22 protein-coding genes are annotated in these 22,417 nt (G+C 44.0%); 11 read left to right on the plus strand and 11 right to left on the minus strand.

Annotated elements, in window-relative coordinates; translation table 11 throughout:
- Positions 1 to 2: 2 nt before the first annotated feature.
- Together mnmG and mnmE are read right to left on the minus strand one after the other, a co-directional pair.
- Positions 3 to 1,913: a tRNA uridine-5-carboxymethylaminomethyl(34) synthesis enzyme MnmG gene (mnmG, locus tag HMPREF9439_RS12745; protein ID WP_008865162.1), complete on the minus strand. Its 1,911-nt coding sequence runs from the start codon at positions 1,911 to 1,913 to the stop codon at positions 3 to 5.
- Positions 1,914 to 1,936: 23 nt separating this feature from the next.
- The gene (mnmE, locus tag HMPREF9439_RS12750; protein ID WP_008810345.1) at positions 1,937 to 3,328 is read right to left on the minus strand and encodes a tRNA uridine-5-carboxymethylaminomethyl(34) synthesis GTPase MnmE; all 1,392 of its coding nucleotides are present in this window, start codon (positions 3,326 to 3,328) and stop codon (positions 1,937 to 1,939) included.
- Positions 3,329 to 3,342: 14 nt separating this feature from the next.
- Between mnmE and HMPREF9439_RS12755 the strand changes: the two genes are divergently transcribed.
- Positions 3,343 to 3,633 (plus strand): hypothetical protein, encoded by a 291-nt coding sequence (locus HMPREF9439_RS12755; protein WP_008865163.1) that lies wholly within the window; start codon positions 3,343 to 3,345, stop codon positions 3,631 to 3,633.
- Positions 3,634 to 3,692: 59 nt separating this feature from the next.
- On the opposite strand, the gene yidC is transcribed toward HMPREF9439_RS12755, so the two are convergent.
- Genes yidC through rpmH form a run of 4 tightly spaced genes read right to left on the minus strand, consistent with a single transcriptional unit; the run spans position 3,693 to position 6,305 of the window.
- Positions 3,693 to 5,390: a membrane protein insertase YidC gene (gene yidC / locus HMPREF9439_RS12760; RefSeq protein WP_008810344.1), complete on the minus strand. Its 1,698-nt coding sequence runs from the start codon at positions 5,388 to 5,390 to the stop codon at positions 3,693 to 3,695.
- The gene (yidD, locus tag HMPREF9439_RS12765; RefSeq protein WP_008810343.1) at positions 5,380 to 5,691 is read right to left on the minus strand and encodes a membrane protein insertion efficiency factor YidD; all 312 of its coding nucleotides are present in this window, start codon (positions 5,689 to 5,691) and stop codon (positions 5,380 to 5,382) included. Before yidD ends, yidC begins: the two co-directional genes overlap by 11 nt.
- The gene (locus HMPREF9439_RS12770; protein WP_008810342.1) at positions 5,684 to 6,139 is read right to left on the minus strand and encodes a ribonuclease P protein component; all 456 of its coding nucleotides are present in this window, start codon (positions 6,137 to 6,139) and stop codon (positions 5,684 to 5,686) included. Before HMPREF9439_RS12770 ends, yidD begins: the two co-directional genes overlap by 8 nt.
- 25 nt (positions 6,140 to 6,164) lie before the next feature.
- Entirely contained in the window at positions 6,165 to 6,305 is a 141-nt protein-coding gene (gene rpmH / locus HMPREF9439_RS12775) for a 50S ribosomal protein L34 (protein WP_008810341.1), read from the minus strand.
- A 374-nt stretch (positions 6,306 to 6,679) separates the two neighbouring features.
- Between rpmH and dnaA the strand changes: the two genes are divergently transcribed.
- The 8 genes from dnaA (at position 6,680) to HMPREF9439_RS12815 (ending at position 16,616) form a co-directional block, all read left to right on the plus strand.
- On the plus strand, positions 6,680 to 8,053 hold the full coding sequence (gene dnaA, locus HMPREF9439_RS12780; RefSeq protein WP_008865164.1) for a chromosomal replication initiator protein DnaA: 1,374 nt from the start codon (positions 6,680 to 6,682) through the stop codon (positions 8,051 to 8,053).
- 12 nt (positions 8,054 to 8,065) lie between these two features.
- Positions 8,066 to 9,241, plus strand: coding sequence for a DNA polymerase III subunit beta (gene dnaN, locus HMPREF9439_RS12785; RefSeq protein ID WP_008810339.1), 1,176 nt, complete (start codon positions 8,066 to 8,068; stop codon positions 9,239 to 9,241).
- Positions 9,242 to 9,279: 38 nt separating this feature from the next.
- A complete protein-coding gene (gyrB, locus tag HMPREF9439_RS12790) occupies positions 9,280 to 11,790 on the plus strand; it encodes a DNA topoisomerase (ATP-hydrolyzing) subunit B (protein WP_008810338.1) in 2,511 nt (836 codons plus the stop codon).
- 1,071 nt (positions 11,791 to 12,861) lie between these two features.
- Entirely contained in the window at positions 12,862 to 13,590 is a 729-nt protein-coding gene (locus tag HMPREF9439_RS12795; protein ID WP_008810337.1) for a BON domain-containing protein, read from the plus strand.
- Positions 13,591 to 13,655: 65 nt separating this feature from the next.
- On the plus strand, positions 13,656 to 14,408 hold the full coding sequence (locus HMPREF9439_RS12800; protein WP_244862448.1) for an ABC transporter permease: 753 nt from the start codon (positions 13,656 to 13,658) through the stop codon (positions 14,406 to 14,408).
- Complete coding sequence (locus HMPREF9439_RS12805; RefSeq protein WP_008810335.1) at positions 14,387 to 15,139, plus strand: ABC transporter ATP-binding protein; 753 nt, start codon at positions 14,387 to 14,389, stop codon at positions 15,137 to 15,139. Before HMPREF9439_RS12800 ends, HMPREF9439_RS12805 begins: the two co-directional genes overlap by 22 nt.
- Positions 15,140 to 15,153: 14 nt before the next feature.
- Entirely contained in the window at positions 15,154 to 16,092 is a 939-nt protein-coding gene (locus HMPREF9439_RS12810) for an ABC transporter substrate-binding protein (protein WP_008810334.1), read from the plus strand.
- Positions 16,092 to 16,616: a hypothetical protein gene (locus HMPREF9439_RS12815; protein ID WP_008810333.1), complete on the plus strand. Its 525-nt coding sequence runs from the start codon at positions 16,092 to 16,094 to the stop codon at positions 16,614 to 16,616. The genes HMPREF9439_RS12810 and HMPREF9439_RS12815 overlap by 1 nt, the downstream gene beginning before the upstream one ends.
- On the opposite strand, the gene lipA is transcribed toward HMPREF9439_RS12815, so the two are convergent.
- From lipA to HMPREF9439_RS12840, 5 genes are read right to left on the minus strand one after another with little or no spacing between them, the layout of a single operon-like run.
- Positions 16,576 to 17,544, minus strand: a complete 969-nt coding sequence (lipA, locus tag HMPREF9439_RS12820) for a lipoyl synthase (protein WP_008865169.1) — start codon at positions 17,542 to 17,544, stop codon at positions 16,576 to 16,578. The genes HMPREF9439_RS12815 and lipA overlap by 41 nt on opposite strands.
- A 3-nt stretch (positions 17,545 to 17,547) precedes the next feature.
- Positions 17,548 to 18,516 (minus strand): 1,4-dihydroxy-2-naphthoate octaprenyltransferase, encoded by a 969-nt coding sequence (menA, locus tag HMPREF9439_RS12825; RefSeq protein WP_008810331.1) that lies wholly within the window; start codon positions 18,514 to 18,516, stop codon positions 17,548 to 17,550.
- Positions 18,500 to 19,138 (minus strand): lipoyl(octanoyl) transferase LipB, encoded by a 639-nt coding sequence (lipB, locus tag HMPREF9439_RS12830; protein ID WP_008810330.1) that lies wholly within the window; start codon positions 19,136 to 19,138, stop codon positions 18,500 to 18,502. The genes menA and lipB overlap by 17 nt, the downstream gene beginning before the upstream one ends.
- Before the next feature lie 5 nt (positions 19,139 to 19,143).
- Positions 19,144 to 19,440 carry a YbeD family protein gene (locus tag HMPREF9439_RS12835; protein WP_008810329.1) on the minus strand — a complete coding sequence of 99 codons (297 nt, stop codon included), beginning with the start codon at positions 19,438 to 19,440 and terminating at the stop codon, positions 19,144 to 19,146.
- Positions 19,441 to 19,443: 3 nt separating this feature from the next.
- Entirely contained in the window at positions 19,444 to 20,547 is a 1,104-nt protein-coding gene (locus HMPREF9439_RS12840) for a D-alanyl-D-alanine carboxypeptidase (RefSeq protein WP_008810328.1), read from the minus strand.
- A 94-nt stretch (positions 20,548 to 20,641) separates the two neighbouring features.
- On the opposite strand from HMPREF9439_RS12840, the gene HMPREF9439_RS12845 reads away from it, so the two are divergent.
- Positions 20,642 to 21,433 (plus strand): biotin--[acetyl-CoA-carboxylase] ligase, encoded by a 792-nt coding sequence (locus tag HMPREF9439_RS12845; protein WP_008810327.1) that lies wholly within the window; start codon positions 20,642 to 20,644, stop codon positions 21,431 to 21,433.
- Positions 21,430 to 22,206 (plus strand): type III pantothenate kinase, encoded by a 777-nt coding sequence (locus HMPREF9439_RS12850; protein WP_008810326.1) that lies wholly within the window; start codon positions 21,430 to 21,432, stop codon positions 22,204 to 22,206. Before HMPREF9439_RS12845 ends, HMPREF9439_RS12850 begins: the two co-directional genes overlap by 4 nt.
- Positions 22,207 to 22,417: the final 211 nt, after the last annotated feature.

Below are 22,417 nucleotides of genomic sequence, written 5' to 3' on the forward strand. Positions count from 1 at the left end.
ATTTACTCCTTCTTTCCTCGGTATCGTTTCAGATAAACGAGAAGGATAGAAATCGCCGCAGGTGTCACCCCGGAAATATTTAAAGCCTCCCCAAGTGTTCTCGGTTTGATCTTTTTCAATTTTTGTGTGATTTCAAACGACAGGCCCTTTGCAGAATCGTAATCAAAATCTTCTGGAATAACCGTCTCTATTTTTTCCAAGTTCTTCTGAACTTCGGCTTTTTGTTTGTCTTCATAGCCGGAATACTTAACTTTAGTCGTAAGCGTTTCAGCGTCTTCGTCCGAAAGATAGGGCGGAGGCAGCAGCGATTCTCCGTCTTTTGTCTTCAATAATTTGAGTTTTTGATAATCTACTTCCGGTCGTTTCAGCATTACATAGAGTTGTGATTCCTTAGAAAGTTCAGCGCCCACAACTTCTTCTAAGCTGAATTTATCCAGTACACCGGGGTTCACCCAAATACTTTTAAGACGTTCTCTCTCTCTTGCTAACCGCTCTCTTTTTTCTTGGAAGAATTTCCAGCGCTCTTCTGACACAACTCCAAGCTTATAACCGATCTCAGTAAGTCGTTCATCTGCGTTATCTTCCCTCAGGCTCAGCCTATATTCTGCCCGCGAGGTGAACATACGGTACGGTTCATTCACGCCTTTGGTGATCAAATCATTTACCATCACACCGAGATAAGCTTGATCTCTGCGGAGCAGGAAAGGCTCTTCATCTCTAATTTTTAAAACTGCATTGATACCCGCCATCAAGCCTTGGGCCGCGGCCTCTTCGTAGCCGGTAGTACCGTTTACCTGACCTGCCAAGAATAAATTATCAAATTCTTTACTTTCAAGATTGTCTTTCAAATGGGTAGGATCGTAATAATCATATTCAATCGCGTAACCGGGTCTTATGATGTGTACATTTTCCAAGCCCTTAATGGAATGAATGAAATTCACCTGAACGTCGTAAGGCAAACTTGTTGAAATTCCGTTGGGATAATACTCATAAGTATTTAACCCTTCCGGCTCTAAGAAGACATGGTGAGAATTTTTAGAAGCAAACTTGTGAATTTTGTCTTCGATTGAAGGACAGTAACGAGGACCTATCCCTTCAATAACACCTGTAAATAAAGGCGAACGGTCTAAACCTTTCCTAATAAAGTCATGAGTCGTTTGGTTCGTATCTGTTATCCAACAAGGCACTTGCTGCGGATGATCCTCAGGCGAACCCATGTAAGAGAAGACCGGCACCGGCTCGGAATCGCCCAACTGCCTTTCACATTTAGAAAAATCGATTGTTCTTCCGTCTAATCGCGCAGGTGTGCCTGTCTTCAAACGAGCTTTAGGTAACCCTAGCTCCGCCAGATTAATTCCTAAATTTACCGAAGAAGGGTCACCGGATCTGCCGGCAAGGTATGAAGTTTGTCCGATAAATACTTTACCGTTCAAGAAGGTACCGGCGCACAAAACGACTGCCTTAGCCTTTATCGAGATTCCTGATCGTAAATAGACACCGGCAACTTTCCCGTTTTCAAGAAGCAGGGCGTCAACAGCTTCCTCAATCAAAGACAAATTTTCTATTGCTTCGATTCTTGTCCGCATCTGATATTTATAGAGACGCCGATCAATTTGTGCTCTCGTAGCGCGAACGGCTGCACCTTTAGACGCATTTAAAACCCTAAATTGAATACCGGAAAAATCCGTAGCTTTTGCGATTAAACCATCTAAGGCATCAACTTCTTTAACTAAATGGCTTTTTCCGATGCCCCCAATAGATGGATTGCAAGATTGCTGGCCCAAATTGTCCAAATTATGGGTTACTAAAAGCGTTTTAGCTTTCATTCTTGCGCAGGCGGCTGCCGCTTCAATTCCGGCATTTCCTCCGCCAACAACAATTACTTCGTATTCATTTGGATAACAATAACTCATCTTTTTGTTCCACGTGAAACAGCTTACTTGCCAATACAAAAACCACTAAAGATTTTTCCTAAAAGATCGTCAGAAGAAATCTTCCCGGTAATTTCTCCCAGCTCATCGGAAGCTCCTCTTAATTCTTCTGCAAATAACTCCAATTGAGGGCTAGTTGAGTTAAGGTAAGAAGCGGCTCTCTTTAACGATTCTTTTACATTAAGCAGGTTATGGATATGACGCTCTCGAGCCATATAGATTGACTGATTTTCTGAAAAACCTGCCAGTTTCAGAAGTTCGGATTTCAATTCCTGCATCCCTTTTCCGGTAACAGCTGAGGTTTCAATGATCGTTCCACGTGAAACATCTTTTGTGTTCGGAAGAGGAGTTGAGATAAGATCGACTTTATTCAAAACAGTAATGATAGGAACATCTTTCCCTTTAATCATTTTCAGAGCTGTTTGCATCGAGTCTTTATTCTTATTTTGCTGATCTCTAATATCTCGAATTTCTAAAATAACATCTGCTTTGGATATCTCCTGCTTCGTCCTTTCGATACCAATCTGTTCAATTCGATCTTCTGTTTCACGAATACCGGCCGTATCTACGAAGTGGAAAGGAACTCCGGAAATAATTAAGTCAGTTTGAATCTTATCTCTAGTAGTACCGGCAATATCAGAAACAATAGCAATTTCTTCGCCTGCTAAATAGTTCAAAAGACTGGACTTGCCAACATTGGTCTCGCCAACGAGAGCAACTCTCAGACCGTCTCGCAAGATCTCGCCCTGACGCGCGGAATCCAGAACGCTCTCTAATCTATTCTGAATATCCTCTAATTTCTCCTGACTCTGGTATTCAGACAAGAAATCAATTTCTTCTTCAGGAAAATCTAAAATAGCTTCAACTTCAACTCGAAGATTAATTAACGCATCATTTAATGCATTAACCTTATTAGAAAACTCTCCGGTTAGAGAACGAGATGCTGCTTTTGCGGCGTTACGGGAATTTGCTTCGATAAGATCTGCTACAGCCTCAGCTTGAACTAGGTCAATTTTCCCATTCAAAAAAGCGCGCTCCGTAAACTCACCGGGCAGAGCCTGTCTCAAGCCGAATTCTTTCCCGAAGATAAGCACTTCCTGAACAATCCAGTTAAGAAGAACTCTGCCTCCGTGAACCTGCAGTTCAAGTACAGATTCTCCCGTATAAGAAAAGGGGGCCCGAAAATAAATCACAATTCCGGTATCCAATATTTGACCCTGAGTGTCTCTGATTGGAAGCAATTCTGCGTAGCGAGGTTTTATTTCTTTTCCCGGGAACATCTTCTGGAAAAGAGCTTTGACGTCTTCTTCCTCGCCGGAGATTCTAACGATACCAACACCCGCGTTTCCGTTTCCGGTTGCTATTGCTATGATTGGTGAAGTTTTCACTAAAGACATTTAGATACCTAAGAATGAGTTTGAAGCAGAATAACAACGAATTGTCCCGTCTAGTCGGAGCCGCAATCGCTGTCCTAATCGCACTCCCGATCGCCGCCTGGGTAGGCAGCTTCATCGGTGACTCTTACACTGCCCGAGCAACGGCCTACATTTTAATCCTTGCATGGTCTGTGCTCGGTGCAGGAATACTTTGTTTCATTACCCGAAATTCGACCAAACCTGTGACCGCTGTCTCCTTAATTCTTTGGATCATCAGTGTTTGGGTCTGGCCGATTCTGCTTTTGGTTTATTGGCAAAAAAAATAAAACCAAAAGTGGCGCAAAAAAAATTCGGGTCCGACTCAGAGAGAAGGACCCGATTTTTATTAGTTAGACTGCCGTTTTATTCTGTCTGCCTCTATTTGTTTGTTCACAACATATTGCTGAATGATCGACAAGATATTGTTGACAAGCCAGTAAAGGACCAAACCGGAGGCAAAGAAGATAAACATAATACCGAAGACAAACGGCATAATGGCCATCATTTTTGCCTGGACAGGATCAGGAGGGGTCGGGTTCAGTTTGAACTGAATGACCATCGTGATGATCATAAGAATCGGAAGAATGAACCAAGGATCGGGAGCTGCCAAGTCAGTAACCCAGAAAATCCAAGGAGCATCTCTCAGTTCAACAGAAGCCAGAAGCACCCAGTACAAGGCTAAGAAGACGGGAAGCTGCAATGCAATCGGGAGGCAGCCGCCGACAGGATTGATCTTCTCTGTCTTGTACATCTCCATCATTGCCATGTTAAGACGCTGCTTGTCGTCGCCGTATTTCTCTTTAAGCGCTTTCATACGCGGACCGAGATCTTTCATCTTAGCCATAGAGCGGTAGCCGGCCAAGGAGAGCGGATAGAGAATGGCCTTAACGATACAGGTCAGCAGAACAATCGCCCAGCCCCAGTTACCGACAATTCCGTAAAGGAAGGAAAGAAGCCAGTAAATCGGTTTAGCTAAGAAAGTGAGCCAGCCGTAATCCACAACTAAGGACAGCCCCGGAGCAATAGCATCAAGACGGGTCTGATCCTGAGGACCGGAGTAGAGCGTTGCTTCGATTGTCTTAGAGGAGTTAGGCGCAATCGTATCCATCTGCTGGATGCTTCCTACGGCATAAAGCTTCTCGCCTACCGTATTCGTGTAGTTTTCACGTTCTACGCCTTGTGTCGGAACCCAAGCAGAGACGAAGTAGTGCTGAATCATGGCAATCCAGCCGTTATCTGCTTTTGCCTGGAAATCTTTATCCCCGTCGGCAATGTCAGAGAAACTGACCTTCTGGAACTTATCCTTATCGGTGTAAACAGCGGCACCGGTATAGGCGTTGACCATGGTGCTTTCGCCTTCAGGCTTTTCACCGTCGCGAGTCAGCTGATAGTAAACAGACGGCTTGATCTCGGATGCCGTGTTATTAACCACTTCATGAGAAACTTTGATGCCGTAATGACCGCGTTCGAACGTGAAGCTCTTAATGACTTTAACACCGCCGGATTCGCCTTCAAACTTAACGGTGAGATTGTCCTGACCGTCAGCCATCTTGAGCGGACCGGGGACTAATTTAAATTGAGTCTTATGAGTCGGGTAAGGACCGCCGATTAAACCGGTCTGCGCTAAATAAGTTCTTCCTTTTTGTTCCGTAAAAAGAACCACATCAGCAGGCGTTTCAGCCTTGTTTCCGAGAATCATGCCGACAAGGCCGGTATCCGTCCAAGGAATGGTCTGTTTTTCTTTTCGAAGTTCAGAACCGATGATGACGGCACCTTCCGGATCAAAGGAAAGCTTGAGGAGGTCTGTTTCAACCTGAATCGGCTCAGCCTTCACTGCTGTTTTAGCTTCAGCAGGCAGAGATGCTGTCTGCGACTGGCTCGGAAGGGCTGCCTCATTCTTAGGTGCTTCCGTCGTCGCAACCTGCTGGGTTTCAGCCCCGAAGAAAGACGGGCGGCCGTTGTAGACTTCCCAACGGTCGTACAGCATAAAGGCGGAAAGACCGAAAAGAATCCATAGGAGGGCTCTTTGAATATCACTTCCCATGATTTGATTTCTCTAATTTAGATTGAAAAAAATACGCCTGAGATTCCTGATCCGAACAATCCCGGCACCAACAATTCCACTTGAATTTGTCAGGAACTTCGTCAATTCCGCTTCCCCCGAAGGGATTGCAGCGGAGAATTCGGAAAAACGTGAGCCAAACTCCTCGGAGGGCACCGAATCGCTGTATGGATGTATAGGAATATTGAGAACAGGTAGGAAGAAACCGACAGTTGTGGCCAACCCAAGGCGAAAAAAGAAACTGGTAACCCCTGATCATGAAAAGACAGAGATTTTTAATCATCTTTTTTTCCTTGATCAAGAACCTGAATTCTTGCCTCTAACTGGCTCAACAGTCGGTTCGCATCCTCCGATAATTCTTTTTTAAGAGAGTTTAGACAGGCGCCTTCTGCAGGCACCGGAACTTTCTTTTTTAAGCGGAGAACGAATGTTCGGCTTTGGAGTGCGGAAGGGGACTCAGCGGGATGAGTAAGAACCGAGTGCCTAATGGCTTCCCTCAATATTCTTTTCACCAGATTTCGGTCTACTGAACGCTTAGAAAAATGTTTTCCGACCGTAAGACCGAATCTTGAGGAGACTTTTCCTTGGGTAAGGACTGCCTTCAACTCGAACCATTGTCCAGAAAGTCTAACGACTCCTTTCCCTCTTGCTTTTAAAACGGTCAAAAAATCCTGAGACTTCTTGATTTTTGCTTTTTGAGGAAAAGAATTAGCCCGGCCCCCTAACGCCATCGTTAATTTGAATAATCCTTAAGGATTAAAGAGCTAAAACGTGACGTCCTTTGCGACGACGAGCAGCAAGCACCTTACGGCCGCCGCGAGTGCGGCTGCGAACGAGGAAACCGTGTGTACGAGCACGTTTAACCTTAGAAGGCTGGTATGTACGTTTTGTTGCCATTTTTATTCCTTTTAAATCGGCCAGGCGAACGGCCGCAAAAACTAAAATTACTAATGCTTTTAGGGGACCGATCCCCTAATTTGAGAAACCACATATTAGACTTCATTAGAACGTAACTTGTCAAATTAAAAGAAATTATTTTGTTACGGCTTTTTATGAAGCCCTTCCTTTTGAGCGCTCTTCTTATTCGTAAGCAGTTCTGTCTTAAAAATTGCGCAATCGGGGCTCAAGGCGTTTTAGACGGTGTTTAGCGCCTTTTTATCTGTGCCTGCTATACCCCTATTATCTTAATAGGAGAGAAGGCCAAATAAGGTACAATGATCGTTTAGTTTGAAAATAGACTTAGAGTCGACAAGTTATTCTCGGAAACTTAAATGCGTGAAGTTTGGAAGTCGGTGTTAGCCTTTCTCAAGAATACTATTCCTGAAGAAGTCTTCGTTCCGTGGTTTGGAAAGGTTGAATTCACTGAGGACAGCGAGCCTGACATTATTAATATTAGTGTACCCTCTGTTCCCCATAGTAAATTCATCAAGGCGCAGTATGAAAAAGATATTGAGGAAAAAGCCTCCGAAATCTGCGGCCGTGAGATAAAACTTAAAATAACGGTGAAAGACCCCAACAAAGGCGCGATGATTTCCGAGCCTTTCCCCGGGCCTGCCAATACTCTCCCGGAAGAGGAAAAAGCTCCTAAGTCCATTGACGAAATTGCGACCAAGTGCGGTCTTCACTCCGGTCTGACTTTTGACACTTTTGTGATCGGAAACGCTAATCGTGTCGCAAGAAGTTCGGCAATGTTAGTTGCGGAATTTCCCGGCGAGCGCTGCAATCCCTTATTTATTTATGGCGGCGTCGGTTTAGGAAAAACGCACCTGATGCACGCGGTCGGCCGAAAGATCCTCGAGGACAATCCGAACACCAATCTTTTGTGCATCTCAGCGAACCGCTTTATTAATGAGGTCGTTTCTCTGTCTGCTGGCGGCCGCTACTCTGACGAGAAGATTCAAAAGTTTGACAATAAATACAGAAATCTCGATGCTCTTCTGATCGACGACGTCCAGTTTTTATGCAAGCGCGGCGGAACACAGCAGCGTCTCTTTAATATTTTTGAAGCGCTGCTTCCAAAAAACAAGCAGATCATTCTGACCTGCGATACCTATGCCCGCCAGTTATCTGACTTTGATGAGCGTTTGATTTCAAGATTCGGAGCCGGTCTATCCGTCTCCATTGAGCCCGCCGAGTTTGAATTAAGAGCCGCGATTCTTTTACAGAAGGCCAAACAACAGGGCGTCAAACTTCCGTTAGAAGTTGCTTACCTTATTGCTACTCGTTTAAACACGAATATTAGAGAGCTCGAGGGTGCTCTTAATAGCGTGATTATGCGTGCGGAAGTCTTTAAAAAACCTATCACTGAGGAGCTTGCCAAAGAGGCTCTGCAGGGAATTACAGGGACAGGGCGTATCTCAATTGAAAATATTCAGCAGTCCACTGCTGAGCATTTCAGTATCAAAATTGCGGATATGCACTCAAAGAGAAGAGTGGCCAATGTCGCATATGCGCGCCAAATAGCGATGTATCTGGCAAAAGAGCTGACTCAGAAGAGTCTTATTGAGATCGGATACGCATTCGGCGGAAGAGACCACGCTACCGTTTTATATGCTGTTAAGAAAATCACAAAGGAACGTGCTCAGAATCAAGAGCTGAATCACACGCTTCATTTGATTGAACAAGATTTAAAAAACTGGAACTAACGGAGATCGATAATGAATGAAACTAAGTTAGAAAACGGACCTGCTGCCGCAAGTGAAGGCATTGATAAAACGGCCGGAACCTCTGTATTCATTAACTCCAAAAAAGAAAATATCTTTAAGCCTATTCAGGCAGTAAGCGGTGTTGTACAGAGAAAACAGCCTTTGCCGGTCCTTTCGAACATCTTGTTTGTTCAAAAAGGCAAGCAGGTAACCTTAGTCGCAAACGACCTCGATCTCCAAATCCTGACTGTTGCGGAAATAGGTGAAGAAAATTCAGAAATGTCTACGACGATTTCAGCAAGAAAGCTGACGGATATTCTGGCGACGCTTCCCGACACCAATCCGCTTTCTTTCTCAAAGAAAGGTGATCACGTAGTCCTGAGCTCCGGTAAGAGTAAGTTCGAACTCCAAACAATCAGCGCAGAAGAGTTCCCAGTCATTACTGAAGTAGATTTGGAACATGCTTTTACGATGAGCTGCCTTCGTTTCAAATATCTCCTGAACATGGTCTCTTTTGCCTGTGCAGTCAACAATGTCCGTTACTTCTTGAACGGCGTTTATATCTGTGCAGAAAACAATAAAGTGAGAGGCGTTGCAACCGACGGTCACAGACTCGCACTTTGTGATGTTGAAGCGGAAAAAACAGCAGATAAGAAACTTGATGCTATTTTGCCGAGAAAGACGGTTAAAGAACTCGTTCGTCTGATTCCCGACTCTCAAGATCCCATTGAGGTCTACATTTCCGAACGCCAGATTAAATTTAAATTCGTCGGCATTGAGATATTGTCCAAGCTTGTTGAAGGCCGTTACCCGGACTATCAGCGAGTCATTCCCGAACACAATGAAAAAGAATTCAGAGTCGGACGTCAGGAATTATTGAGCTCACTCCAGAGAGTCGCAACTTTAACAGCCGACAAACTTATGGGAGTCCGCTGGAACCTTACACCGGGCCACCTTAATGTCGCTGCCAACAATGCGGACATGGAGGAAGCCGAAGACGAAATCTCCGTTGAATACAGTGGCTCTCCGATTGAAATCGGTTTTAATGTCGCCTACCTCATCGAAGTTTTGAATGTATTGAAGAACGACTCAGTCAGAATTTCTCTGGGCGAACAGAAAAATCCGGCTTTAATCAGAATGCCGGATAACGACAACTTCAAGTTTGTCGTGATGCCCATGAAAATTTAACTTTGAATTCACGGTCAGAATATTAGGTAAGCCAAATAATGAGTGAAATGCAAGACAAGAATTACTCTGCCGAAGAAAGCTACGGAGAGGACGCAATTCAGGTATTAGAAGGTCTGGAGGCTGTTCGTAAGCGTCCCGGCATGTACATCGGCGATACGTCTGACGGAACAGGACTTCATCACCTTGTCTTTGAGGTCGTCGATAATTCGATCGATGAAGCCTTGGCGGGTTATGCTGATCACATTAACGTCACCATCAATCGCGATGAGTCCATCACCGTCGTTGATAACGGACGTGGTATTCCGACCGATGTAAAAATGAGCGACAAGCACGAACCAAAAAGAAGTGCGGCTGAAATCGCTCTTACAGAGCTCCATGCAGGCGGAAAATTCAACCAAAACAGCTATAAAGTTTCCGGAGGCCTCCACGGCGTAGGCGTATCTTGCGTTAACGCTCTTTCTTCCTGGTTAAAGCTCACTGTACGCAGAGAAGGGGTAGAGCACTACTTAAACTTCAAAAAAGGTGTTCTTCAGGACAGACTCACTGAGAAAGTTCAGACTCCCACCGGCCCGGTTGAAATCTCTCCGATGCACGTCAGCGGAGCTACCGATCGACGCGGCACCGAAGTCCAATTTTTACCGGATGCGGAAATTTTCGGTACCGTTGATTTCCACTACGAAGTTCTTTCCTCACGCCTTAGAGAACTCTCTTTCCTCAACAACGGTGTCAAGATCCACTTGGCAGACTTAAGAAAAGGAAAAGACGAAGTTTTCCAATTCGCCGGAGGTGTGAGCGGTTTTGTCGATTTTATTAACAGAGACAAAACAAAAATCCATGACAACTGTTTTTATACCAACAAGACAGTTACAGTGAATCCGGAGGAAAACATCAACGTCGAAGTCGCCATGCAGTGGACCGACGGCTACACGGAAAATTTCCTCGCATACACAAACAATATTCCTCAAAAAGACGGCGGAACGCATGTCAACGGTTTAAGAAGTGCGATGACAGCTGTCATCAAACGTTATATTGAGGAATCTGAATTTGCAAAGAAAGAGAAGATCGACCTCACCGGTGAGGATATTCGCGAAGGCTTAACCTGCGTTTTATCGCTGAAAATGCCTGAACCGAAATTCAGTTCTCAGACAAAGGATAAATTGGTCTCCTCCGAAGCCCGCCCTGCAGTAGAGCAAGTAGTCAGAACCGCTTTGGAAAGCTACCTCCAAGAAAATCCTAAAGACGCAAGAATCATCTGCGAAAAGATTATGGACGCTGCCCGTGCCAGAGAAGCAGCACGAAAAGCCAGAGAAACAACACGCAGAAAAGGTCTGCTTGGCTCGGCAGGCCTTCCCGGTAAATTGGCTGATTGTTCGGAAAGAGACCGCTCTCTCTGCGAAGTCTTCCTCGTGGAGGGTGACTCCGCCGGCGGCTCTGCAAAACAGGGTCGTGACCGTTCTTTCCAGGCTATCCTGCCTTTGCGAGGAAAGGTCCTTAACGTTGAAAAAGCACGAATCGAGAAACTGATTTCCAGTGAGCAGATTGCAACCTTAATCGCAGCCCTAGGTACCAGTATCGGTGATGAATTTGATCTGGATAAACTGCGTTACGACCGTGTCATCATCATGACGGATGCTGACGTGGACGGTGCGCATATCCGTACTCTGCTGCTGACGCTTTTCTATCGTCAAATGCCGAAACTCATTGAAGGAGGTCATGTTTATATCGCTCAGCCTCCGCTGTACAAAGTTGAATACGGTCAGAAGACGAAATACATCAAAGACGATAAAGAACTTTATACATTCCTCGTAGATCAGGGCATTACAGGAACTAATCTTTACGTTTCTAAAGAAGCCTTTGAGAACAAACAGGGAATTTCCGGCGACAAACTGAAGGAATACTTCTTAGCCTACAGCGACGCCCAGAATATTATTTCTAAGTTCTCTCGCTTTGTTGATGCCAGCGTCCTTACAGCAATTGCTGCAGGCGCAACGATTGACTTATCTTCAGACAAAGCAGCTGCTGATTCAATTGAGAAGCTGGTTGCTAAGATAACTGATCCGGCGATTTCTCTCGGCTACGCTGTAGAAGAAAACATTCCGACGATTATTGTTAAACGCACTCATTTTGGCAATATCATCGAAAGCAGAATTACACCGGCTTTCATTGAAACGCCGGATTATCTGACTTTGACAGCTGCATCCGTTACCTTTAAGAACCTGCTGCATGAGGGTGCCTGCTTAGTACGAACGACGAACAACAAGGAAACCATTCAGCCAATCTCCAACTTCAGCGAAGCCATTTCGTTCATTCTGAAGATCGGCAAAGCCGGCGTTAAAAAGATGCAACGCTATAAAGGGCTTGGTGAGATGAAGGCTGAAGAGCTGGAAGAAACCACAATGGATCCTACCAAACGCAGCCTTCTTAAGGTGAGAATTGAAGACGCCATTGCGGCAGACCAAGTCTTCACAAAATTAATGGGAGATGAGGTTGAACCGAGAAGAAGATTTATCGAGGACAACGCCTTGTTAGCGGGAAATATCGATACCTAGTCTCTAGTTTCGCTTCATGAAGGTCGGCTATGCCGGCCTTTTCTTTTAAATCTAAATAATTAAAGTTGGCTTTAACTCTTATAACTAACTATTTGCACCGAATTAAACTTCGATTTAACTCGTTTTTTTTAATATTCCTTCCAAAAAACTCCTTCATTGGCCTCGGCCTGTGAAGGTCTGGCTGTTTTGGCTCTTATTCAAAAGCGGCATCAAACTAATTTCTCTAAAACAACCTTACAACCCAATCAATTGCTTGATCAAATCTGAACCTTCTTTTTGGGAAAAATTGTGAATAACTTCTGGCTTTAGTTGTGAATAAAAACGAGAGGGTCTATCTTGTTAACTGCTCTTAGTTAGTAGTCAGCAGGTTTTATCGCCCTTTATTAACAACATAATTATTTGTTTATAAAAGACAAATATAGGTTATCAACAATAATTTCTTAAGCTATTAATACTATATCTATTAATAATTAATATAAGAATTAAGTTGGTGCTTTGCTAACAGCGTTAAAAACTCAACTTTCCGGATTTAGTGAAAGAAACTGGTTATTTATGAACAAAACAATCGCGAATCTTTTTGAGTTTTGTGGAAAAGACGTGGAAAAAGAGATAATGAAACGCAGGGAGCTCGATTTGTCCACATAAATTTACTGGCTGTTTGGGAATTTTGAACTAAGTTATCGCTTATTTAATTTACTGAATACATTAGATAAATTTAACTTATTAACATTTTTCTGAAACTCTATTAATACACATTTCATTAATAGATTAATAAAGGATGTTGTGTATTGATTGTTTTATAGCGTGAATAACTACAAAGATTAGCTACTCAAACGGCTTAAACTCAATTGTGTTTAAAAATTTTGTTCAATTTTTAAAATAATAATAAATAAACAAATAGTTATCTTGTTAATAACTCTGTTGATAACTTGTCTGAGTTGGCGTTTTGGAAAAATTTTTCAATAAATTAAGAGGTGAGCGACTTCTAAACTCATGAAAATCGAAGTTTCATAAGTAAAATGGAGCAGATGCAGGCGAACTGCCCTACTAACTAAACAGTAACGGTCCAAAATGAAACCTTCTCGTATCGCTATTTTGTTGTTTGTTACTTCTTCCCTTTTGATGTCGACTGCTTGCGCGCCGGTATTAATTGGATCAGCAGCTGTCACAGGAGTTTCCGTTGCCGCGGATAGGAGAAGTGCCGGGGCGGTGGCAAACGATGGCGTTATCGAAGCAAAGTCAGCCATGCACCTCAGTCAGACAAATTTTGCCTCCAGTCATATCACCACAACTTCCTATGAGGGAAATGTTCTGTTGAGCGGTGAAATAGACTCCGAAGCCAGTAAGCAGAAAGCCACTGAAATCGTGAAGTCTATTAATGAGGTCAATAAGGTATATAACGAGCTCGCTGTGCAGGCTAATTCTTCTCTGACGACAAGGATGAATGATTCCATTACAGCAAGTAAGGTCAGAGCGGCTCTTCTGGATAACAAACAAGTAACCTTAACCTCTATAAAAGTAGTTGTCGATAGAGGAATTTGTTATCTGCTGGGAACAGTCACTCAAACAGAAGCCGAAATCATTTCCAAGATTGCTTCGAGAGTGCCGGGCGTTGTTCAGGTAGTTCGTCTTTTCACGATTATCACTCCCGAAGAGTTGGAAAAAAGACAGCTGATTGACTCAAAACTTCAGCAGAATGAAGCTGCGGAAGTTACCGAAGGAACGACTGAAGAAAACGGCAAGCTCACCTCGGAAGAGGGAGCCACTGAGGAAGTATCCGTCTCGCCTGTTAAGTTATAAAGTGTAAATAATAATTATTCTCATTAAATTTAGTTATAATGAGCCTTTCAAGGGGGCTCTCAAAGGTGAAAAACTTTCTAAATCTTATTGAGGTGCCGGCTATTCTTTTGCTGGTATGGGGAGCTGTTTCACATTTTGGCTTGTTTCCCGAGTTTCTGCTGCCGTCGCCGGAAAAGGTCTGGAGTAGTTTTGTTGAGCTTCTCGTCTGCGGTGAGCTCTGGAAACATATAGCAGCCAGTGCGGGCAGAGTATTCGGAGGATTTTTCCTTGCAATGCTCGTTGCGATCCCTCTGGCGTATTTCTTTTATTATTCGCCTGCATCTGAGAAAAGAGCAAAGCTGTTATTGGAGGCCCTTCGTTTTATACCTCCGCTCTCACTTATTCCGCTTTTGATTCTTTGGCTCGGAATCGGAGAGGCGGCAAAGCTCTCTATTGTGTTTCTAGCGAGCTTTTTTCCGATTTATTTAAATGTATTCTCGGGTTTTAAGCAAATCGATAAGTCCTATAAAGAGCTTGCTTTCATGCTTAGGCTCAACCGGATGGAGCGTTTTAAACACATCGAGTTTCCGGCGTCCCTTCCTAATATTTTTACAGGCCTGAGACTGGGTTTTGGTTATTCTTGGAGAGCTTTGGTCGGTGCAGAATTAATCGCGGCAAGTTCCGGTCTTGGATATCTCATCGGAGATGCGAGTGAAATGTCTCGAACTGATAAAGTTTTTGTGGGCATTCTTTGCATTGCCGTTCTGGGAGTTTTGGGAGACCAATTATTTCAACTGTTTGGAAAACGTCTGACTCCGTGGATGAAAAGCAAATGGTAACGGGTGTCACACTAAAAGGGATTTGTAAGTCCTTTCAGTCTAGAGGGAGAGTAGTATCTCCGCTTAAAGATTTTTCCTTGAATCTTGAGCCCGGAAAGTTGACGGCCGTGTTAGGAAAAAGCGGTTGTGGAAAAACAACGCTATTAAAAGTGATCTCCGGCTTGGAAGAACGCGATGCCGGGGAGATCTCCTTTTTTGACGAAGCAGGACGTCCTGTCAGCAGCCCGAAACTTTCCTTGGTTTTTCAGGATCCTCGTCTTTTACCTTGGAAGACGGTGGAGGAAAACCTTTCATTGGCTATTCGTCACCTGCCGGAAGAAGAACGCAAGCAAAGAATTAGAGAAGTTCTTGAGCTTGTGCGCTTGCCTGAAGTAGAAGCGCTGTATCCCTCCGAGCTATCAGGGGGCATGGCTCAGCGAGTTGGGTTAGCTCGAGGAATTATTGCAAAACCGGATTTGCTGCTCTTGGATGAACCCTTTAGCGCTTTGGATTTTATGACTCGCAGTCGTCTTCAAATGGACTTCTCTAAGATTCAGGATGAGCTTGGTATGACTATGGTACTGATCACTCATGATGTGAATGAGGCGGTCTTGCTGAGCGATAAAACCGTATTTTTAGAAGAAGGAAAAGTCAAACAAGAGGTGAATATTGCCTTACCAAAGCCGCGCCGCTTTGGAGACCAGAATTTACTTCCATTCCAGCAAACTTTATTTAATTTTTTTCTTACTTAACTTAGATAACTGAAATGAAAAAAACATTATTAGCTTGTTTATTCGGACTTGGTCTTGGTGCTTGTGTTAATGCTGCTGATGTGCAGGAAATTAATATCGCTTATGTAAAGGCACCGTTTAATCTCCAGAACATCGTGATGAAGCACAATCAGATGATGGAGAAAGAATTCGCAAAAGACGGCATTAAGGTCAAGTGGCACGACATCACTTCCGGCGCTAAACAGACACAAGCGATGGCGGCCGGCTCTCTGGATGCCAGCGCAGCAATGAATACTGCTTCTATTCTTATGGCGAATGCAGCCGGTAATCCGATTCGTATTGCAACCGGTGTGGCTCATCCGACGAGTTTGTTTGCGATCGTAGGTAAACCCGGACCTCAAATGAAAATTGAAGATTTGAAGGGGAAGACGGTTGTAGGTCCTAAAGGCACGGTTCTTCACCAGACACTTGTTGCAGCCCTTACCAGCAAAGGTATTGATCCTAAGGATGTGAACTTTATCAATATGGACATTCCGAAAGGAATGACGGCAATGATGGCTGGAAAAGCCGATGCTGCATTGTTAGCAGCAAGCGGCATTTATAAAGCTAATGAAGGCGGCGCAAAGACGATTGCAACTGCTCAGGGACTGATTCAGCCGAATCTCGTTTTCACGGTCAGCGGAAAATTTGCTAAGGAACATCCTCAGCTCGTTGAAAGATTGGTTAAGGTCAACAGAGAAGCTCATCAGTGGATCAAAGATCACAAGCAGGAAGCCCTCGAAATCGGCGCTAAAGAGCACGGAATTTCTGTCAAGACTGCTGAGAACTTAGCTGATGGAAGCCACTTTTATGACACTTTGACTCAGAAGGACTTAGATGAATTGGCTGCCGACCAGAAATTCCTAAGAGAGAACGGCATGATGGCAAAAGACGTCAACATTAAAGAAATTGTGCTGCCTACCGCGTTGAAATAATGACTGAAGTTATATCTGTATACGACGACGGAGTCCGCTTGGATATTCCTTTTGAGGCTTGTGTTCTATACCATGGACGAGACAGCATCGGGGGACTTTCTTTAGGCTACAGATTGCTCCGATTTGCTTTAAATAAGCTGACGGATGGTCGTATTCCTGAAAGAAAAGAAATTACCTTCAAAACGGCTTTCCCGGGACCCGGTCTGAGGGACGCCGTGGAGATGACCACAAGGGCTGTCACGAGAAAGGCTTATGAAGTCCTTGAGAACGCACCGGAAGGGACCCCTGAGGGTGTCTATGGTCACATGTATTTTGAGATTACTGTGGGCTCTAGAACGCTTTGTTGTGCCCTTAAACCGGGTGTTCTTCCGGAAGAGTTCGTACAAACGGGAAGAGCGATCAAGAAAGGTAATTATTCCGAGCAGGATGCGCGTCACTGGAGAGAGCAAAAGGACGCCCTCTCCGAGGCGATTTGGAATATTCCTAACTTTGAGGATGTTCTGTCTTTTTCAATGAAAGAGTAGAGGCTTCCAGTGCCTGTTCAAAGGCGCTGTAGCTCGATCTAATCAGAGGTCCGCTGAAACAGCTGAGGAACCCCATATTCTTAGCTGTTTCAGCAAACTTAGAAAAAGTCTCCGGAGCGACATAGCGTTTTACTGGGATGTGGTACTTACTTGGCGCCAAATATTGACCGATAGTGAGCATTGAAACGCCGTGTTCCCGAAGTTCTTTCATCACTTCGAATACTTCATCATCTGTTTCTCCGAGACCTACCATAAGGCCGCTTTTTGTCGGAATGGAAGGTGAGCGCTCACTCCATGTTTTTAATAAATTTAGTGAATGAAGGTAATTACCTCCCGGCCGCGCTTCCTTATAAAGTCTTGGAACCGTCTCAATGTTGTGATTAAAGACGTCGGGCGGTGCAGAAAGAAGTTCATCAATTGCTCGTTCTACTCTTCCGCGAAAATCCGGAACAAGGATTTCAACTTTTACGCCCTCTTGCTTTCTTAGCTCGTGAACGCATTTCGCAAAATGCGAAGCTCCTCCGTCTTTTAGGTCATCCCGGTCGACACTGGTAATGACCACATATTTAAGCCCTAGAGTTTTTGCAGCCTCAGCTAGCCGTTTAGGCTCGTCCGGATCAAGAGGATCGGGGTAGCCATGCGCTATATCGCAGAAAGGGCATCGGCGGGTGCAAATATTCCCCATGATTAGGAAGGTTGCGCGCTTACCGTTAAAACATTCTCCCAGATTCGGACAGCAAGCCTGCTCGCAAACGGTCGTTAGGGTGTTGGAAGCGAGAAGATTCCTTACCTCTTTTATCGTTTGCCTATTGGGAGAAATTTTGATTTTCAGCCATTCAGGTTTTTTAAGCTTTTCTTGAGAGACGAACTCCTTGTAGTTTTTAATTTTTAAAACTTCTCGGTTTTTGTTGAAGTCCGAATGGTCCATACGTCAGAAGGGAGAGACAAACAAATTAGCGGCTAATTGTGTAGAAGGCCAGGAGAGGAAGGCAACGGCTATGCCGGAAAGCGTTAATAAGAAGCCGAAGAACAGTTCAAGCTGGATTGTCTTGAACATAACCATCGTGATTTTCTCCTGAGGGCTGGTTTTTAAAAGATGAGGCAGGAAGCTGGCTCTGGGAAGGGCCATGAGAACAAAAAGGAACGGCCAATAATGCTGATTCAGCGGTACCATCCAGCCAATAAAAACAAAGGGCAGGAAAATCATCAGCATATAAAGCGTGTTGGCAAGTTTTCGACCGCATGCAGCTACCAACGTATAGCGGCCGACAGATCTGTCATGGTCCAAATCCCGATAATTATTAACGAATAAGATAGCCGCTCCGATTAACCCGAGGCTAAGGCCCGGAACTAAAGTGAGCCAGTTAAAACTATGCGTTTGAAGCCAGTAAGTTCCGCTGACTGCGAAAAGACCGTAAAAAACTAAAACTAAAAATTCTCCGAAAGGCGTGTAAGCGATAGGTTTCGGGCCGCCCATATAGCAAAAGCCGCAGATAAGCGAAAGTACTGCAATACAAGCGATCGGAAGGCCGCCAATGACGATCAAGAGAATACCGAACAGGGAGCAAACAACAATAGAAAAGCCGACCATTTTCTTTGCTGCGGACATAGAGATCCAGCCTTCGGTCGTAGCTCTCGGCAAACCAACGCGTGTACCGTTTTCTGCTTTTTTAAGGTTGTAAGCATAGTCGTTTACCATGTTGGACATGGCCTGAATGGAAACGGCGCCAAGCAATGTGAAAAGGAAAATCCATAGGTTCCACGTGCCGGCTAATGCTCCGGCAAAAGCCGTACCGACACAGACGGGAGCGGCAGCGATCCAAAAGGTTTTCGGCCGCATGAAGGCCATCCATGCAGCAAAGGAGTGAGGACGGATTTCTTTTTTAACAACGCTTTTCACAGAACTGTTCCTTAATTTTCTCTATTAAAACTTTTTTTGTAGATTCTAAAGTGGCGTTTTGCGCAAATTTGTTTAAGTTTACGATCCTTAATCCTTCATAACCGCATGGGTTGATGTAAGAAAAGGGTTCAAGATTTGCACTGACGTTGAGCGCAAAACCATGATAGGAGCTATGGCCGGAGATTTTAAGGCCGATTGAACAAATCTTAGCCAGGTTTTGAAATTGACCGGCACCGCCCGATTTAGAAACGTATATCCCCGGAGCTCCGGCGACCAAAACTCCCTCGACCCCAAACTCTCTCATGACTGAGAGAACTGTCTGATTGATAAGGTTAAGGAGTTCTTTCGGATAAAGATGATTTTTTCTAAGATCAAGCAGCGGGTAACCGACTAACTGTCCCGGGCCATGGTAGGTGATCTTTCCTCCGCGGTCTGTGTGAATACAAGGTATTCCTCTGATGGGAAAGGTATTATTTTTTAAACTGGTTCCAAGTGTGAAAACCGGCGGGTGTTCGCAGATCCAGAATTCGTCTTCAGTGGTTTGATCGCGTTTTTTTGTGAAGTCGATCATTTCCTGCCAAACAGTCAAATAATCGACCTGACCCAAATCTTTAATAACCAATTTTTCTAGAGGACAAACTTAACAAGCGGATGGGCAGTCAAACTGCGGTAGAGGTCGTCCAGCATGTCCTGAGAAGTTGCATTCACCAAAAATCCCAGAGAGAGATAATTTCCCTTTCCGGAAACCTTCATTTCCACTTCTGAGGCGTTAAAGTCCGGGGCGTGTTTTTCTATAATCGCCACAATTTGCTGGGCAAAATCATCAGTTCTTTGGCCGACAACTTTCATCGGGAATTCACACGGAAATTGCAATAAAGGGGCCGGAAGTTCTTCCGGCAGATCTTTCTTATCTTGTTCAGCCATTATTTACTCGATAATCTGTTTAAAGGTTTTATAAATATCGGACAGTTTGCTCTTTTTTTCTGCCACATCAGCCACGGCATAAAGAGGTACAGTTTTAAGAACCCTGTCACCAAGCTTGATATTAATTCTTGCCAAAGGTTCATTCGTCGTTACCGGAGCCTTAATGAGCTCTTTTCTTTCAATAATCATTTCCACTTTAGGTGTTTTTTGTTTTTTTAACTCATCTGAGGAAACAGTGATGAAAACATCTTGCTTTGGGGCCAAAGCTATGTTCTGTTGTTCACCGTCAATGATAGGAATGACGGTCACCGGTTTGCCTTCAGTGAAAACTTTTGCGGTTTCAAAATGGTTAACGGAGCTGACTAAGGCTTGTGCAATTTCAGGAAACAGGGCGTTTGAATCCGAGTCGTGAACCAGACAGAGAACGATTCTGAGATTGTTTTCTCTCAGACGACTTGCAACAATGGCTGCTCCTAAAGCGACCTTTGATGAATTATCTAAAATAAAGAGTAAGTCGGATTTTTCAGAATGACTGATTCGGATATTTGAGGGAAAGTTTTTTTCCTGAATCTCTACCGTTTGATCAGTTATTTGCCCAACTTCTTTCGGCAGGTTTCTGATGACAAAGCCGACATCTTCAAGCAGAGATTTTCCATTTATCTTTTTTTCAGGTTCTGATGCTTTAGCTGGTTCATCTTTTTTGTCTGAGAGCGTTTCCAACCAGTGAAGCGCGATTTTGTTCGCTTCAGGGGCTTGTAAAAAGATCAATGCTCTTAATAGTTCTTTTATTGATATTTCTTTATCAGCACCCAGCAAGATTCCTTTTGAAGATTGATGTCCGGCGAGGACTTCCGGGGTAATTGTGATTGTGCTGTTAAGTTCTGTTTTTTTGCTTTCCACCTTCTCCAATATTTGTTTTGCTAAACAAAAGCTATATAGCTTTTTCGAGAAAGGGACAAGAAAGTCGGCCGGTGCTTGTATAAACTGCTGACTTAACACATCGTACGATAAGTTGTCGGAACTTGCTGAAGCACCGTTTAGTAATGGCACGAACAGGAGCAGAGAAACAAAGAGTTTTGCTGTGTATTGTTTGAATTTTCTAAGCATGGCAATAGGTAAGGCTCCTCATTTTCTATCGCTTCAGTTGGGATAAGAGGGACTTATATTTCTTGTTTTATGAATATAACCGCTAATTTCTTTTATGAAAGATTATTTAGAGACAGAGTGTGTCGAAAAGATAAAAAAAGAATGCTTGCTACAGGTTTTCGACGAGATTGATTCGACAAACGAATACTTAAAAAAACTCGTAAAGCGGGAAGCAAGCAGTTTGGCTCAGCCGATTCTTGTCGTGGCACAAAGACAGACAGCGGGAAAAGGAACAAAGGGACGGAAATGGATGGATTCGCCGGCAAGTCTTAAATTCTCGCTGCTGATTGGTTTTGAGGAAGAATCGGAGAGATTGGCACTTCTTAGTCCTTATATCGCCCTAAAACTTAGAAAGGTCCTATCTGCTGCAGCTAAGGAAGAAGTAAAAATTAAATGGCCTAACGATCTTTATTGCTTCGGAGGTAAGACAGCCGGAATCTTGACGGAAGTCATCCAGAAAAAAGGTATGGCTTATTTGATCATCGGTGTAGGAATTAACCTGGCAACGGATCCGGAAGTTGTCAGAAATATAAATTCGCCGGTTGGCTCTCTGTTTAAGCATATTGAGCCTGAAGAGTTAGAGCGAGTTCGAAGCCTGATTCTGTCATGCGCATGTGAAGAAATCATTCGTGCGGTACGAAGTCTTCCGGAGAAATTCTCAGCAGAGGAAATTAAAGAGTGGAATCACTCCGATCTTTATAAAGGCAGGAAATTAAGGCTTATCGAAGGAGAAAAAATAGTTTCCGAGGGACAGAACATGGGAATTGACAAAAAGGGGCGTATTCTTTTGCAGGACGGTAACCAACAAAAGGCATTTTGTATCGGAGAGGCTTCGCTAAGGCTATGACGAATATTCTCGTAGATATCGGTAATTCGGCATTGAAATGGTCTTCCCTGGAAAACATGGAGAAGCCCAGAGCGTACCTGCACGACAGCAAAACACAGTTGAGCTCGGTTTTGGTCTCGGATTTGAGCAGATTACCTTTCGAAGAAGCTTGGGCTTGCTCTGTTGCTCAACAGCCACTGGCAGCTCAGTTTGAAGAATTAGTCAATTGCAAAGGCGGCAAGGTTCATTGGCTGAGGGCAGAAGAAAAATTTGAAGGTCCGTTAACCATGATTAACGAATACGACAGTCCTTCCAGATTAGGTGCTGATCGTTGGTTTGCGGCGCTTGGGGCAGCTTCTCAATACTTTGGCAACTCCATAGTATTGGTTCAATTTGGAACCGCGACAACTGTGGATGAAATAAATTTCGAAAGAGATCGCTACGTATTTCTTGGCGGAAGGATTGCCCCGGGAATCGATGTCATGTTCAAGTCCCTGCAGGAAAGAATTCCTGCGTTGAACGTGAGCTCAGGAGAATTGGTGGATTTTCCTAAAAACACAGAGGACGCAGTGACCACAGGCATTATCGAATGCCAAATAGGACTGATTAAAAACGCAATAGAAAAACTTAAAAAGAAAAGCGATCATGCCCCGGTTATCGTTGTATTGACCGGAGGCGGAATTGAGAGCTATGAAGCGCTGCATCAGTGTGCAGTGGATCATATGCCGAGAGCTCATATCAATACAAATCTAGTCTTAAAAGGTTTGGCCTTGGAAGCTCAAAATAAAAGATAGGTTGCATAAAACATACAACAATTAGAAACATTTGTAAGACGTGCTCAACTTGCGCACATAGAATTGTTTCGTTAAGATGCACGTCCTGTCGCTGGTGCACAACGCAGCAACGACAGACGGAAACGAAGTTTTACATTTGAAATTCTCCAGTCGCTTGACAGAAAATTTTAGACGAGTAGAATTTCAATTCTTCGCTCACGAAACTGAGCGG

It is taken from the genome of Parasutterella excrementihominis YIT 11859, from assembly GCF_000205025.1.
Taxonomy (GTDB): Bacteria; Pseudomonadota; Gammaproteobacteria; order Burkholderiales; family Burkholderiaceae_F; genus Parasutterella; species Parasutterella excrementihominis.